Genomic DNA, 14,459 nt, shown 5'->3' with positions numbered 1-14,459 from the left:
GGGGGGCTTATTTAAATGTGGCGATTAATGATGTGCCAGCAGCTCGGTCACACCCGAAACCTGGGCGATTTCGCGCATGTCTTCGGGCATGGCACGAATGCTCAATGGCTTGTTCAGGGCCTGGGCATCACGGATATAACACAGCAGCAGCGACAAACCGACGCTGCTCGATTTGGTAACGCCCGAGCAGTCAACCACCAGCTCTTTGGCCAGGGCTTTTTTGATCAGGGCCTGACCTTCTGTGCGCAAACGGGGGCCAGTCTGATAATCGAGCACGCCACTAAGGCGTAGCTCGCTCTCGCCGGCCAGGGTTATGGCCGCTTCACTCATTGCCCGGCTGCCTTGGGCGATGCCGCATCAGTGGTCTGCTTGGCCTTGGCCACTTCACCCGCCCAGTTGTCGATGGTTTTATCCAGGTTGTTGCCGTTGCGCTGCATGGCATCGGCGAACTGATCGCGGAACAGCTTGCCGATATTGATGCCATTGATGATCACGTTACGCACTTTCCACTCGCCGTTGACCTTGTTAAGGGTATAGGACAATGGATAAATGGCGCCGTTGTCACCCTTGACGGTCATGTCGACACTGGTGCGATCGCCGCTTTCGTCCTTGGCCGGGCCAACGGTGATGCCCTGATTCTTGAACTCAAGCAAGGCATTGCCGTAGAACTGCATCAGGCTGCGCTTGAAGTTCTCTTGAAAGCGCTGCATCTGGGCAGGCGTTGCATTGCGCGAGTACTTGACCGTCATGATGCTTTTGGAGATGCCATCAACATCTACTGCAGGGCCGACGATTTCGTTCAGGGCATCATAGAACTTGCTTGGGCTTTGTTTGTATTGCTCCTTGTTGGCAGCCAGGTCGGCCAGCAACCTTGTCGTGGTATCTGAAACGATGTCATGGGCCGACTGCCCCGGCGCGGCGTTCGCCACCAGAGGAAGGGCTGCGGCCAGTATTACCAGCAGGCCACGGCGCAAGAGAGAAATCATCTGGAAGCTCCTTATTTGGCGTCTTTGCTAACGGTATTGAGCAGGAATTTACCGATCAGGTCTTCAAGAACCAGCGACGACTGCGTGTCGTGAATGGTGCCGCCGTCCTTGAGGGTCGCGTCTTCGCCACCCACGCTGATGCCGATGTATTTCTCGCCCAGCAGGCCTGCTGTGAGGATAGACGCTGTCGAATCCACAGGCAGGTTATCCACCGCTTTTTCGAGCTGCAATGTGACGCGGGCCATGTAGTTGTCACGGTCCAGGTCGATTGCTGTCACCTTGCCGATGGTCACGCCAGCCATGGTGACTTTGGCGCGCACGGTCAGCCCGGCAATATTGTCGAAATTGGCATAGAGCTTGTAGGTGTCAGTGCTCGCCGTCGGGGACAGCCCGCTGACCCGCAAGGCAAGCAACAGCAAAGCCAGGATGCCAGCCAGCAGGAACAGGCCGACACCGATTTCCATGGTGCGGTTTTGCATCAGAAATCTCCAAACATCAAGGCGGTCAATATAAAGTCCAGCCCGAGGACTGCCAGTGAGGCATACACCACGGTCTTGGTAGTGGCACGGCTGATCCCCTCTGAGGTGGGCTCACAGTCATAACCTTGAAACACGGCAATCCAGGTCACCACAAAGGCAAACACGATGCTTTTGATGATCCCGTTAATTACGTCACCACTGAAGGTTACGCTGTTTTGCATGTTGGCCCAGTAGGAGCCGTCGTAGACACCGAGCCAGTCCACGGCAACCCACGAACCACCCCAGATCCCGACCACGCTGAAAATCATCGCCAGCACAGGCAGGGAAATAAACCCGGCCCACAACCGCGGCGCAATGATGTACTTGAGCGGATCAACACCGATCATTTCCAGGCTGGACAACTGCTCGGTCGATTTCATGTTGCCGATTTCAGCCGTCAGCGCCGACCCTGCGCGCCCGGCGAACAGCAAGGCGGTAACCACGGGACCCAGTTCGCGCAACAGGGTCAGGGCCACCATCTGCCCCACTGCCTGCTCCGAACCATAGCTGGACAGGATACTGAAGCCTTGCAGTGCCAGTACCATGCCGATAAATATGCCGGACACCACGATAATGACCAGCGACATGACGCCAACCGAATGCAGCTGCCTGACCAGCAAACCAAACCCGCCCCCGATACCGCCACGCCCCAGCAGTGCATGAAACAGGAACACTGCCGAACGCCCCAGTACCGCAACGGTGTCGATCCCGGCCCGGCCGAACAGACCGATACGGCTCATTAATGACATCTTGCGCATCAGCGCTTCCCCAGTAGATCGGTTCGGTAGTCCGACGCCGGAAAGTGGAACGGAACCGGGCCATCCGGGTCGCCGGTCATGAACTGGCGAATGCGCGGGTTATCGGCGTTCATCAATTCTTCGGGCGTGCCCTGCCCCAGCACCTGGCCATCGCCGACTACATATAGATAGTCGGCAATGCTCGCAGTTTCAGCCAGATCGTGAGAAACCACGATACTGGTAATGCCCAGCGCATCATTGAGCAAACGAATCAGGCGTACCAGCACGCCCATTGCAATGGGATCCTGCCCCACGAAGGGTTCGTCATACATCAGGATCTGCGGATCCAGGGCAATCGCCCGCGCCAGCGCCACCCGGCGTTTCATGCCGCCGGACAACTCGTCGGGCATCAGGTCGATAGCTCCGCGCAAGCCCACCGCCTGCAATTTAAGCAGCACGATGTCACGGATCATTTCTTCCGGCAGCTCGGTATGCACCCGCAACGGGAAAGCAACGTTCTCGAACACGTCCAGATCGGTAAACAGCGCACCGCTCTGAAACAACACGCCCATATGCTTGCGGGCATCAAACAAATCACTGCGCGACAGGGCCGGCAGGTTTTGATTGTTGACCCACACTTCGCCGCTGTTGGGACGCAGTTGCATGCCCATCAGGCGCAACAGTGTGGTCTTGCCGCAGCCAGACGGCCCCATGATCCCCGTGACCTTGCCACGCGGGATGCGAATATCGACATTATTGAAGATGCTGCGCGTACCGCGCTTGAAGGACACTCCCTTCAGCTCGACCGCGTAGGCGTTATCGGCGCTCATCTAAACTCCTTGCGATGCAGCCTCTGCCTCTCACCCGGACACCAAACTTCTTGTGAAGAAGCACGCGTTCCCTGGCGGGCCGAACTGGCGGCGAACTATACCACTGCTCATAGTGACCGCCCAAGACCGAAGGAGTGCCGGTTAAGTCTCAGTACAGTGAAATAAAGATGTTTTTTCTGCAAACACACGCGCACTTTGTAAGCACATGCAATAAAGCACAGCGATCAAGCGTGAGGGAACGCCACATAACCGCTATAATCGTTGCCTTTTCTCAGGCTACCCGACTTCAACCATGAGCCAATCCAGCGACCTGATCCAATCCGCCCAACGCACCATCCGCCTCGAACTGGAAGCCGTAGAGGGCTTGCTGACACATATCGACGCAGATTTCGTACGCGCTTGCGAGATGATTTTGGCCAGTAAAGGCCGGGTGGTCGTGGTCGGCATGGGCAAGTCAGGACACATCGGCAATAAAATTGCCGCAACCCTGGCCAGCACCGGCACCACGGCTTTTTTTGTCCACCCGGCAGAAGCCAGCCACGGCGACATGGGCATGATTACCCGCGATGACATTATCCTCGCACTGTCCAACTCCGGCTCGACCGCCGAAATCGTCACCCTGCTGCCACTGATCAAGCGCCTGGGCATCAAGCTGATCAGCATGACCGGCAACCCCGAATCGCCGCTGGCCAAGGCCGCCGATGTCAGCCTGGATGCCCGCGTGGCCCAGGAAGCCTGCCCGTTGAATCTGGCACCGACCTCGTCCACCACGGCAACCTTGGTGCTGGGCGATGCACTGGCTATTGCCCTGCTTGAAGCTCGCGGTTTTACTGCAGAAGATTTCGCCTTTTCCCACCCCGGCGGAGCACTGGGCCGACGCCTATTGCTGAAAGTGGAAAACGTCATGCACTCTGGTGATGAACTGCCGCAAGTCGTGCGCGGTACATTGCTCAAGGAAGCGTTGATGGAAATGACCCACAAGGGGCTGGGCATGACCGTCGTCATAGAAGAGGACGGTCGACTGGCCGGAATCTTTACTGACGGCGACTTGCGCCGCACCCTGGACCGCGAAATCGACATCCGCAACGCCACCATCGACGCGGTCATGACCCCGCACGGCAAAACCGCCCGCGCCGACATGCTGGCAGCCGAAGCCCTTAAAATCATGGAAGACCACAAAATCAGCGCGCTGGTGGTGGTCGACAAGCAAGATCGTCCGGTTGGCGCCTTGAACATGCACGATCTGCTACGCGCAGGAGTAATGTAATGACCCAGGAACTTCTCAAGCGCGGCAAGGGCATCAAGCTGGCCATTTTTGACGTTGACGGCGTATTGACCGACGGCCGCCTGTATTTCCTCGAAGATGGCAGCGAATTCAAGACCTTCAATACCCTCGACGGCCAGGGCATCAAGATGCTTATGGCCGCCGGTGTGCAAACGGCAATTATCAGCGGCCGCAAAACCCCGGTGGTCGAGCGTCGCGCACAAAACCTGGGCATCCCGTATCTGTACCAGGGCCGCGAAGACAAATTGGTCGTACTGGACGAGCTTCTTGGCCAACTCAACCTAAGCTATGAACAGGTTGCCTACCTGGGAGATGACTTGCCCGACCTGCCGGTTATCCGCCGGGTAGGTCTGGGCATGGCCGTGGCCAACGCTGCGGACTTTGTCCGCGAGCACGCCCACGGGGTAACCCGGGCGCGGGGTGGCGAAGGTGCCGCCCGTGAATTCTGCGAGCTGATTCTGCGTGCCCAGGGCAGCCTGGACGCAGCCCACGCCGCCTACCTATAGAGCTTTCTATGCTGAGCAAAAAGATTCGCCAAATAGTGCTGTTTACAGTGATTGCCTCGCTGTTTGCAGCTGCTGGCTACTGGAATATCAGGCCGGAACGTTTTCTCAATGCCCCTACCCTGGCGGTGGATGAAAACGCTATCGACTACTACGCCACCAATGCACACAGCCGTCAGTTTTTACCTGACGGCAAGCTGCAGTACGACATGACGTCCGAGAAGCTTGAACATTTGAAGGCTTCCGAGGTCACTCAGATGACCCAACCGAAAATGCAGCTCTACCGCGGCACGGCCTACCCGTGGAACGTGCAGAGCGAGCGCGGTGAAGTCAACCCGGATGGCACCGAGGTCGAGCTTATCGATTCGGTGCGCATCGCGCGCACTGACGAAAAAAACCGCACCACCATTATTACCAGTACCCGTATGACTGTATTCCCCCAGAAGGAATATGCGCAGACCGAGCGAGACGTTAGAATCGACGGCGCTGGCGGCGTAACCACTGGCAAGGGCATGAAAGCATATTTGAAAGACGGCAGGATGGACCTGCTGTCCAACGTAAGAGGACAGTATGAGTCTCGTTAAAACCCTCCCTTTATTGCTCAGCCTGAGCGCAGCACTGGGAAGCGTGAGCGCCTGGGCTCTGCCGAACGACACCGAACAACCTATTCGCATCCAGGCCAACGAGGCACAACTGGATGACAAGCAAGGTATTGCCACCTACAAGGGCGATGTCATCATCACCCAGGGCTCGATGAAAATCACCGGCAACACCGTCACCATCACCCGTAATGCTGCAGGCGAAATCGACGTGGTGACATCCGTCGGCAACCTGGCCTACTTCGAGCAACTGCAAAAAGCCACTGACCCCAAACCGGTACAGGCTTATGCCGTCACCATTCAATACCATGCACCACAAAACCGCATCGTACTGATTGACAAGGCCAAAGTGATCAACGACGGCAATACCACCGAGGGCGAGAAAATCGTCTACGACACGGTAAAACAAATTGCCAGTGCCGGTCGCGCCAATGGCGCCAATGTCACCGCACCTCGCCCGCGCATCGACATGGTGATCCAGCCCAAGAAGAAAACCGACCAGCAGAAGGCCCAGTAATGGCAACTCTGAAAGCCCAGCATCTGGCCAAAAGCTACAAGAGCCGTCAGGTAGTACGTGATGTCAGCCTGTCGATCGACAGCGGGCAAATCGTGGGCCTGCTCGGCCCCAACGGCGCGGGCAAAACCACCTGTTTCTACATGATTGTCGGCCTGGTGCACGCCGATCAGGGTCGCGTACTGATCGATGACCTGGACGTCAGCCACGAGCCCATGCATGGTCGCGCACGCGCCGGTATCGGTTACTTGCCACAGGAAGCCTCGATCTTTCGCAAGCTGTCGGTGGCCGACAACATCATGGCAATCCTCGAAACCCGCAAGGAGCTCGACAAGACCGGTCGTCGCAAGGAGCTGGAAAGCCTGCTGCAGGAATTCCATATCAACCATATTCGCGACAACCTGGGCATGAGCCTGTCGGGCGGTGAGCGCCGTCGGGTAGAAATTGCCCGCGCACTGGCCACGGCACCCAAGTTCATCCTGCTCGACGAACCCTTTGCCGGTGTCGATCCGATCTCGGTGGGCGACATCAAACAAATCATCTACCACCTCAAAGCCAAGGGCATTGGCGTGCTGATCACCGACCACAATGTCCGTGAAACCCTCGATATCTGCGAAACGGCCTATATCGTCAATGACGGGCAATTGATCGCTGAAGGCGATGCTGAAACGATTCTGGCCAACAAGTTGGTGCGGGAAGTTTACCTGGGTCACGAGTTCCGCCTGTAAGCCCGGACACATCATGGGCAGCCAGGGCATCCGGGCAGTAAAAATGCGCCAGCATTTTATTGCCCGAATATTCAACGGGGTGCTCTCGATCAGTTCACCACCCGCAAACTAATTTAGACCGCCCCCTAGGCAAACGCACCGGTTTCAGGCATATAATTTGCTTATGTTTGGCGCTCACGCGCCCTGTAGTGGATGGCGCCATGTGCGCCGGCGAATAAGGTGTTAAGCCCCTGCCATGAAACCATCGCTAGTCCTGAGAATGGGCCAGCAGCTGACAATGACACCTCAGCTGCAACAGGCCATCCGCCTGCTCCAATTGTCGACCCTCGATCTGCAACAGGAAATCCAGGAAGCCCTGGAGTCCAACCCCATGCTCGAGCGCCAGGAAGAAGGCGACGACTTCGACAATGCAGACCCCCTTGCCGATAACATTGAGCAAAAGCCCAATCCCGACGTTCAAGAGCCCACCTACCAGGAAACTGCCCAGACCGTAGACAATCTGGAAGACGGTGACTGGGGTGAGCGCATTCCCAACGAACTGCCCGTGGACACTGCCTGGGAAGACATCTACCAGACCAGCGCCAGCAGCCTGCCAAGCAACGACGATGACGAGTGGGACTTCACCACCCGCACCTCGACCGGTGAAAGCCTGCAAAGCCACCTGCTGTGGCAATTGAACCTGGCTCCGATGTCCGACACCGACCGTCTGATCGGCGTAACCCTGATCGACTGCATCAACAACCAGGGCTACCTGGACGAAACCCTCGAAGAAATCCTCGAAGCCTTTGATCCGGAACTGGACATTGAACTCGATGAAATCGAAGCCGTCCTGCACCGCATCCAGCAATTCGAACCGGCTGGCATTGGCGCGCGCAACCTGGGTGAATGCCTGCTCCTGCAATTGCGCCAACTGCCTGCCAAGACCCCCTGGCTGAGCGAGGCCAAGCGCCTGGTCACCGACTACATCGACCTGCTGGGCGCACGCGACTACAGCCAGCTGATGCGCCGCATGAAGCTCAAAGAGGACGAACTGCGCCAGGTCATTGAACTGGTACAGAGCCTCAACCCGCGCCCGGGTTCGCAAATCGAATCCAGCGAAGCCGAATACGTCGTACCTGACGTGATCGTGCGCAAGGACAACGAGCGCTGGCTGGTCGAGCTTAACCAGGAGTCCGTACCGCGCCTGCGCGTGAACGCGCAATACGCCGGTTTCGTACGCAGAGCCGATACCAGCGCCGACAACACCTTTATGCGCAACCAGCTGCAGGAAGCACGCTGGTTTATCAAAAGCCTGCAAAGCCGCAACGAAACCCTGATGAAAGTGGCGACCCAGATCGTCGAGCACCAACGCGGCTTTCTCGAGCATGGCGATGAAGCCATGAAACCCCTGGTACTGCACGATATCGCCGAAGCGGTGGGCATGCACGAATCCACCATTTCCCGGGTTACCACACAAAAATTCATGCATACCCCACGGGGCATTTATGAACTTAAATACTTTTTCTCCAGCCACGTCAGCACCTCTGAAGGCGGCGAATGCTCCTCCACCGCGATCCGTGCCATCATCAAAAAACTGGTTGCAGCGGAAAATCAGAAAAAGCCGTTGAGTGACAGCAAGATCGCTGGTTTACTGGAGGCACAAGGTATTCAGGTAGCCCGTCGCACCGTCGCCAAGTACCGCGAATCCCTCGGGATAGCGCCTTCGAGCGAACGCAAGCGTTTGATGTAAGCCACGGACCCCGGCGTTTCAGTGGCAGGCTGCTCGGCCTGCCGCTTTATGCAATGGCATCAAAGGAGAAACTGTATGCAAGTCAACATCAGTGGACACCAACTGGAAGTCACCGAACCGCTACGCGCATACATCGGCGAAAAACTCGACCGACTGGAGCGTCACTTCGACAAGATTACCAACGTACAGGTAACGATGGCGGTCGAAAAACTGAAACAGAAAATCGAGGCCACCTTGCACATCCATGGAGGAGAAGTCGTTGCCAACGCCGAGCATGACGATATGTATGCCGCCATCGATCTGCTCACTGACAAGCTTGATCGCCAACTGAAAAAGCATAAGGAAAAGACCCAAAGCCTGCTCCAGGGCGCGACCGGTCGTTAATACTCCCTACCCATGATCCGACTTGAAAGTATCCTGACCCCCGGCCGTTCCCTGGTGAACGCGCCGGGCGGCAGTAAAAAGCGTGCACTCGAACATATTGCCAACCTGATCAGCCGCGAAGTGCCTGGTCTCGAAATGCAGGATGTTTTCGAGAGCCTTATTGCCCGTGAAAAACTGGGTTCCACCGGTTTTGGCAACGGCATCGCCATACCCCATTGCCGCCTCAAGGGCTGCGAGTCGCCTGTAAGCGCCTTGCTGCACCTCGACGCCCCCATAGATTTCGACGCCATCGATGGCGCGCCGGTCGACCTGCTTTTCGTTTTGCTGGTGCCAGAAGCGGCAACCGATGCACACCTGGAACTGCTCCGGCAGATTGCCAGCATGCTCGATCGCAAAGACGTGCGCGAAAGACTGCGCAACGCACCTAGCAACGAAGCGTTGTATCAGGTTGTTCTGGACGTACAGAACGGTCATTAATCATGCGCTTAGTCATAGTCAGCGGACGCTCCGGCTCCGGTAAAAGCACTGCCCTCGCCGTCCTTGAAGACAACGGTTTCTATTGCATCGACAACCTGCCAGCCGGCTTGCTGCCGGAACTGGCCGAACGCGCGTTGATTCACACTGAACTGGCCCAGCCACTGGTGGCCGTTTCGATCGATGCGCGCAACCTGCCGAGTCATTTATCACGTTTTCCGCAGTTGCTTGAAGAGGTGCGTAACCGGCATATCCAGTGCGACGTGCTGTACCTGGATGCCGACGAAGAAACCTTGCTCAAGCGCTTCTCGGAAACCCGCAGGCGCCACCCGCTCAGCAGCGCGAGCCGCTCCCTTGCCGAAGCCATTCGCGATGAAACCCAGCTTTTGGGCCCCATTGCCGACCTTGCTGACCTGACCATCAACACCACCAATCTGAATCTGTATCAGTTACGTGACACCATCAAGCTGCGCCTGCTGAACAAGCCAGAGCCAGGCACCGCCTTTTTGGTGGAGTCGTTCGGTTTCAAGCGCGGTATGCCGGTGGATGCCGACCTGGTGTTTGACGTGCGCTGCCTGCCCAACCCGTACTGGAAACCCGAGCTGCGCGAGCAGTCAGGGCTGGACCAGCCGGTAGCCGATTATCTGGCGGCGCAACCTGATGTCGAAGAGATGTTCCAGGACATCTCCAGCTACCTGCTTAAATGGCTACCGCGCTTTGCAGCCAGCAACCGCGCCTATGTGACAATCGGAATCGGCTGCACGGGCGGGCATCACCGCTCCGTGTACCTGACCGAACGCCTGGGCAAATGCCTGCAAGAAACTCTGAAGAACGTCCAGGTTCGCCACCGCGACCTTACTTGAAGGATCTACCCCGCGATGCCTGCAGTGGAAATTGAAATCATCAACAAACTGGGCTTGCACGCCCGTGCATCGGCAAAGTTTGTCGGCATCGCAGGGCAGTTTCCATGTCAGATCCAGGCGGGTCGCACCCCTGAGTCGATGGTCGACGGCAAAAGCATCATGGCCATGATGATGCTGGCCGCCGGCAAGGGCACAACCATCCACATCAAGACCGAAGGTGAGAAGGATCAGGAGGCGCTGGACGCACTGGTTGCCCTGATCAACAACTACTTTGATGAAGGCGAATAAGCCTGAAGCTTTTTCGACGCAGCGGCAGGAAAACTGCCACCGTGGGAACGAGCCTGCTCGCGAAGGTTGTTCGCGAGCAGGCTCGTTCCCACGGCAGGAATTGATCGACTAAAGAGTATCTGCAGAGATCGATTCAACCAAGCGCCGTATCCATCACCATCATCAAACAAAAGCCGACACACAGCCCCAGGCTCGCCAGCTTTTCGTGGCCATTGCGCCGCGACTCGGGGATGACTTCCTGGGTGACCACCAGCAGCATCGCCCCGGCCGCCAATGCCAGACCCAACGGCAACAGCACCTCGGCCAAGTTGACCAGCCATGCGCAGAGCACCGCAAAGACCGGCTCAACCAGACCTGATGCCGCACCAATCAGGAACGCCTTGACCCGCGACATGCCCGCCCCTGCCAATACAAGGGCAATTACCAGGCCTTCCGGCACATCCTGCAACGCAATGCCCATCGCCAGGCTATCGGCATCCGGCATGCCGCCACCCGCCGACACCCCGACCGCCATGCCTTCAGGAATGTTGTGCGCCACAATGGCAATCACAAACAACCAGATGCGCGGCGCGATGACCGGCTCACCGGGGCGACTGACAAATACCTCCGGACCGGCCCCGGACACCTTGCGATCCACCAGAAACAGGCAGAATGCGCCCAGCAGGATCCCTGCACTTATAAGCCCGCTGGCGGGCCAGGGTGACAACCCCAGGCTTTGCGCTGCCGCAATGCCCGGCACAATCAGCGAAAAGGCCGTGGCCGCCAGCATCACACCGGCCCCAAAGCCCAGCAGAGTGTCACTGACCGCCACCGGCATTTTTCGAATAACCAGGACAGGCACGGCGCCTAACGCCGTGCCCAGTGCACACAACGCACCGCCCTGCAGCGCCCGCAGCAGCCGGGGCTCCAGATCCAGCCAGACCAGCCCCTTGGCAACCAACAGGGCCGTACCCGCCAACAGCAAAAGCGTACCGAAGGCATAGCGAAACATTCGAACGCCACCGACCGCTAAAATTTGCGTGCCCATAATCCGCCTGAATCCTTTCGTTGCGCTTAGCCAATCGCCGCTTGATAGCGTCGCGCCACTTCCGGCCAGTTGATCACGTTGTAAAACGCGTTGATATACTCCGGGCGGCGGTTTTGATAGCGCAGGTAATACGCGTGCTCCCACACATCAAGCCCCAGGATCGGCGTATTGCCGTTCATCAGCGGGCTGTCCTGGTTGCCGCTGCTTTCGATTACCAGCGTTTTTTGCGGGGTCACGCTCAACCATGCCCAGCCACTGCCAAAACGCGTCAGCGCGGCTTTGGTAAAGTTTTCCTTGAACGCCTCCAGACCACCCAACTGCTCGTCAATCGCCTTGGCCAGCGCACCTTCGGGCTTACCCCCGCCTTTAGGGCTCATGACTTCCCAGAACAACGAGTGGTTGGCATGCCCGCCACCCTGGTTGATCACTGCAGCGCGCAGCTTTTCGGGCAACTGATGAACACTGGCCACCAGTTTTTCCACCGGCCACTTGGCCCATTCGGTGCCCTCTACGGCCGCATTGAGGTTATTGATGTAGGTCTGGTGATGCTTGGTGTAGTGAATTTCCATGGTTTGCGCATCAATATGCGGTTCAAGCGCGTCATAGGCATAAGGCAATGCAGGCAAGGTGTAAGTCATTTCAATGTGCTCCTAAGTGATGGCCGCTAACTGTCGAGAACTCATGGCTGCTCTGAGCCACATTGCTTTTGAGCAACAGGTTGGAGCGCGGGTACTCGCCGTACTCACTGATAAAATTCAAAAGCTCTACGTAGGTCTTGCTGCTCTGACGCAGCGCCGCTTCACGCAATGCTGTCGGCAGGCGCGCGTTCTGCATGGTTTGCAACAATCGCTGATGAATCGCACAGAGGTACTCCACGCTCTCCTCCGGTTGATTGAGGCGCAAATGCAGATCCGCCAGGTTGTGGTGTGAAATGACGCAGGCGGCCACTGCTTCGTCGGCATCACTCCAGCGCTCGAACAGCACCTGGGCCAGGGCCAGCGCCTGCAGATAATGCTCGCGGGCATCGACCAGTTCGCCTTCGGCGAAACAGCGGTTGGCTCTTTCGATCGTGCGTTTCCAGTGATCCATGTGAACCTCCAAAGCAGTGTCGATGGATTAAACGCCGCCGGCGGTGAGTTTCTCGGGGTCGAGAAGGACCTCAAGCTGGCTGCGTGACAAATCCGTGTATTCAAGTGCCACATCGATTACCGGGCGCCCTTGCTGGTAAGCGGTCTTGGCAATTTCGGCGGCTTTTTGATAACCGATGATCGGGTTCAGTGCCGTTACCAGGATCGGATTGCGCGACAGCGCCTCCTTGAGCTTGGCTTCATTGACCTTGAAGCTGGCGATGGCCTTGTCAGCCAACAGGCGGCTTGAGTTGGCCATGAGTTCGATGCTGCTCAACAGGTTGTGCGCAATCACCGGCAGCATGACGTTCAGTTCGAAATTGCCGGACTGACCTGCCACGGTGATCGCCGCGTCGTTGCCGATGACCTGGGCCGCGACCATCGCCGTCGCTTCCGGAATCACCGGATTGACCTTGCCCGGCATGATCGACGAGCCCGGCTGTAACGCCTCAAGTTCGATTTCGCCCAGACCGGCCAGGGGGCCGGAGTTCATCCAGCGCAGGTCGTTGGCGATTTTCATCAGTGACACTGCCGTGGCCTTCAACTGACCAGAAACAGCCACTGCGGTGTCTTGCGAACCAATCAAGGCAAACAGGTCCTTGCCCGGCGTGAAGGCCACCCCGGTCAGCTCGCTGAGTTGCTGACTGAATAACGCAGCAAACTGCGGGTGGGCGTTAATCCCGGTGCCCACCGCGGTACCGCCCTGGGCCAGGGCTTGCAGAGCTGGCTGCAGGTTATGCAAATGCTCGATATTGGCCTTGAGCTGCTGCGCCCAGCCATTGAGCACCTGGCTCATGCGTACCGGCATCGCGTCCATCAAGTGGGTGCGCCCGGTTTTGACGTAGGCGTGAACCTCGATCGCCTTGCGCTCGATAACCTGCACCAGATGGCTCAGCGCCGGCAGCAACTGCTCGTGCAGGCCCAGTGCAGCGCTGACATGGATGGTGGTCGGGATAATGTCGTTACTGCTTTGCCCGCAGTTGACGTGATCGTTGGGGTTCACCGGCTCGCCCAGCAGCCGCGTGGCCAGGGTTGCAATCACTTCGTTGGCATTCATGTTGGAGCTGGTGCCCGAACCGGTCTGGAAAATATCCACCGGGAAGTGCTCCATGAAATCACCGGTCAACAGGATCTGGGTGGCCTCGACAATCGCCTCGCCCTGGGCCGCGCTGATCTGCTTGAGTTCAACGTTGGCCAGGGCCGCTGCGCCCTTGGCCAGGATCAGGGCGCGAATGAATTGCGCAGGCATGCGTTGATGGCTGATGGGGAAATTGTCGACTGCACGCTGGGTTTGCGCACCGTACAACGCGGATTCAGGCACACGCAACTCACCCATGCTGTCACGTTCGATACGAGTGTTACTCATCGGGAAATCCTTGCACCAGTTCTGTTAAAGAAATTGAAGGTTCGAGCTCGCAGGTTGCCAACTGCCAGGCAAAGCTTTGCCAGCGCTTGAGTCGGCAATTGCACAGGGCTTGGGTTTCGAGGTCGCGCAGCGGACGCCACGCGTTGTCCAGGCACAGATTGCGCCAGTGCCACGGCAGCGCGGTGTCAGTGGCTGTGTCTAGCATCAGGCGGAAGGTGGTGACCGCAATCAACCACGGGGAAGTGGCTGTACAGCCAGCAAGATAGCGGCCTTCAGCCAGGTAATGCTCGATCAGGCGCGGCTCGTCCGGCGCCAGCCCGCAGCGGATCTGGCGGCTCATCCAGCGCCAGCTTTCTAGATACGGCCCTTCACGCAACGCAGAACTCATGACCCAGGCTCACTCGATAATGAGATTCATTATTAAGCGATATTGATTATCAAAACAAGTCTGCTAAAGGACAGGATGCACAAACACAAAAAAGGCGTATCACCGCTGCAGTG

The 14,459-nt window shown here is 57.7% G+C and carries 20 protein-coding genes; 10 read left to right on the top strand and 10 right to left on the bottom strand.

Annotation, left to right across the window (positions count from 1 at the left end; genetic code table 11):
* Window positions 1-24 precede the first annotated feature (24 nt).
* From EQV96_RS06915 to EQV96_RS06895, 5 genes are read right to left on the bottom strand one after another with little or no spacing between them, the layout of a single operon-like run.
* Window positions 25-330, bottom strand: coding sequence for an STAS domain-containing protein (locus EQV96_RS06915; RefSeq protein ID WP_095001149.1), 306 nt, complete (start codon window positions 328-330; stop codon window positions 25-27).
* Window positions 327-986 (bottom strand): ABC transporter substrate-binding protein, encoded by a 660-nt coding sequence (locus tag EQV96_RS06910; protein ID WP_095001148.1) that lies wholly within the window; start codon window positions 984-986, stop codon window positions 327-329. The genes EQV96_RS06915 and EQV96_RS06910 overlap by 4 nt, the downstream gene beginning before the upstream one ends.
* 11 nt (window positions 987-997) lie before the next feature.
* The gene (gene mlaD / locus EQV96_RS06905) at window positions 998-1,465 is read right to left on the bottom strand and encodes an outer membrane lipid asymmetry maintenance protein MlaD (RefSeq protein WP_095018238.1); all 468 of its coding nucleotides are present in this window, start codon (window positions 1,463-1,465) and stop codon (window positions 998-1,000) included.
* A complete protein-coding gene (mlaE, locus tag EQV96_RS06900; protein WP_095001146.1) occupies window positions 1,465-2,262 on the bottom strand; it encodes a lipid asymmetry maintenance ABC transporter permease subunit MlaE in 798 nt (265 codons plus the stop codon). Before mlaE ends, mlaD begins: the two co-directional genes overlap by 1 nt.
* Window positions 2,262-3,071 carry an ATP-binding cassette domain-containing protein gene (locus EQV96_RS06895; protein ID WP_095001145.1) on the bottom strand — a complete coding sequence of 270 codons (810 nt, stop codon included), beginning with the start codon at window positions 3,069-3,071 and terminating at the stop codon, window positions 2,262-2,264. Before EQV96_RS06895 ends, mlaE begins: the two co-directional genes overlap by 1 nt.
* A 292-nt stretch (window positions 3,072-3,363) precedes the next feature.
* Between EQV96_RS06895 and EQV96_RS06890 the strand changes: the two genes are divergently transcribed.
* The 10 genes from EQV96_RS06890 to EQV96_RS06845 all read left to right on the top strand — a co-directional run bounded on the left by EQV96_RS06890 (window position 3,364) and on the right by EQV96_RS06845 (window position 10,438).
* The gene (locus EQV96_RS06890; protein WP_095001144.1) at window positions 3,364-4,338 is read left to right on the top strand and encodes a KpsF/GutQ family sugar-phosphate isomerase; all 975 of its coding nucleotides are present in this window, start codon (window positions 3,364-3,366) and stop codon (window positions 4,336-4,338) included.
* Window positions 4,338-4,862, top strand: coding sequence for an HAD family hydrolase (locus tag EQV96_RS06885; protein WP_095001143.1), 525 nt, complete (start codon window positions 4,338-4,340; stop codon window positions 4,860-4,862). Before EQV96_RS06890 ends, EQV96_RS06885 begins: the two co-directional genes overlap by 1 nt.
* 8 nt (window positions 4,863-4,870) lie before the next feature.
* Window positions 4,871-5,443 carry an LPS export ABC transporter periplasmic protein LptC gene (gene lptC, locus EQV96_RS06880; protein ID WP_095001142.1) on the top strand — a complete coding sequence of 191 codons (573 nt, stop codon included), beginning with the start codon at window positions 4,871-4,873 and terminating at the stop codon, window positions 5,441-5,443.
* On the top strand, window positions 5,430-5,975 hold the full coding sequence (gene lptA / locus EQV96_RS06875; RefSeq protein WP_095001141.1) for a lipopolysaccharide transport periplasmic protein LptA: 546 nt from the start codon (window positions 5,430-5,432) through the stop codon (window positions 5,973-5,975). The genes lptC and lptA overlap by 14 nt, the downstream gene beginning before the upstream one ends.
* Window positions 5,975-6,700, top strand: a complete 726-nt coding sequence (gene lptB / locus EQV96_RS06870; RefSeq protein WP_095001140.1) for an LPS export ABC transporter ATP-binding protein — start codon at window positions 5,975-5,977, stop codon at window positions 6,698-6,700. Before lptA ends, lptB begins: the two co-directional genes overlap by 1 nt.
* A gap of 235 nt (window positions 6,701-6,935) precedes the next feature.
* Window positions 6,936-8,429, top strand: a complete 1,494-nt coding sequence (locus EQV96_RS06865; protein WP_095001139.1) for an RNA polymerase factor sigma-54 — start codon at window positions 6,936-6,938, stop codon at window positions 8,427-8,429.
* Window positions 8,430-8,504: 75 nt separating this feature from the next.
* A complete protein-coding gene (raiA, locus tag EQV96_RS06860) occupies window positions 8,505-8,813 on the top strand; it encodes a ribosome-associated translation inhibitor RaiA (RefSeq protein WP_016781796.1) in 309 nt (102 codons plus the stop codon).
* A 12-nt stretch (window positions 8,814-8,825) separates the two neighbouring features.
* Window positions 8,826-9,290, top strand: a complete 465-nt coding sequence (gene ptsN / locus EQV96_RS06855) for a PTS IIA-like nitrogen regulatory protein PtsN (RefSeq protein WP_095001138.1) — start codon at window positions 8,826-8,828, stop codon at window positions 9,288-9,290.
* Between the two features lie 2 nt (window positions 9,291-9,292).
* Window positions 9,293-10,150, top strand: coding sequence for an RNase adapter RapZ (gene rapZ / locus EQV96_RS06850; protein WP_019825031.1), 858 nt, complete (start codon window positions 9,293-9,295; stop codon window positions 10,148-10,150).
* 15 nt (window positions 10,151-10,165) lie between these two features.
* A complete protein-coding gene (locus EQV96_RS06845; RefSeq protein WP_095001137.1) occupies window positions 10,166-10,438 on the top strand; it encodes an HPr family phosphocarrier protein in 273 nt (90 codons plus the stop codon).
* Window positions 10,439-10,571: 133 nt separating this feature from the next.
* On the opposite strand, the gene EQV96_RS06840 is transcribed toward EQV96_RS06845, so the two are convergent.
* From EQV96_RS06840 to EQV96_RS06820, 5 genes are read right to left on the bottom strand one after another with little or no spacing between them, the layout of a single operon-like run.
* Window positions 10,572-11,465: a ZIP family metal transporter gene (locus EQV96_RS06840; protein WP_095001136.1), complete on the bottom strand. Its 894-nt coding sequence runs from the start codon at window positions 11,463-11,465 to the stop codon at window positions 10,572-10,574.
* 26 nt (window positions 11,466-11,491) lie between these two features.
* Entirely contained in the window at window positions 11,492-12,103 is a 612-nt protein-coding gene (locus EQV96_RS06835; RefSeq protein WP_095001135.1) for a superoxide dismutase, read from the bottom strand.
* A 1-nt stretch (window position 12,104) separates the two neighbouring features.
* Window positions 12,105-12,554 (bottom strand): hypothetical protein, encoded by a 450-nt coding sequence (locus EQV96_RS06830; RefSeq protein ID WP_095001134.1) that lies wholly within the window; start codon window positions 12,552-12,554, stop codon window positions 12,105-12,107.
* 27 nt (window positions 12,555-12,581) lie between these two features.
* Window positions 12,582-13,958, bottom strand: a complete 1,377-nt coding sequence (locus tag EQV96_RS06825) for a class II fumarate hydratase (protein WP_095018241.1) — start codon at window positions 13,956-13,958, stop codon at window positions 12,582-12,584.
* A complete protein-coding gene (locus tag EQV96_RS06820; protein WP_095001132.1) occupies window positions 13,951-14,346 on the bottom strand; it encodes a FagA protein in 396 nt (131 codons plus the stop codon). The genes EQV96_RS06825 and EQV96_RS06820 overlap by 8 nt, the downstream gene beginning before the upstream one ends.
* Between the last annotated feature and the right edge of the window lie 113 nt (window positions 14,347-14,459).

The organism is Pseudomonas sp. TMW22080, from assembly GCF_022496745.1.
Classification (GTDB): domain Bacteria; phylum Pseudomonadota; class Gammaproteobacteria; order Pseudomonadales; family Pseudomonadaceae; genus Aquipseudomonas; species Aquipseudomonas bubulae.
Note: the sequence above shows the minus strand (reverse complement) of the source record. Positions and strands in the feature narration are given on the sequence as shown.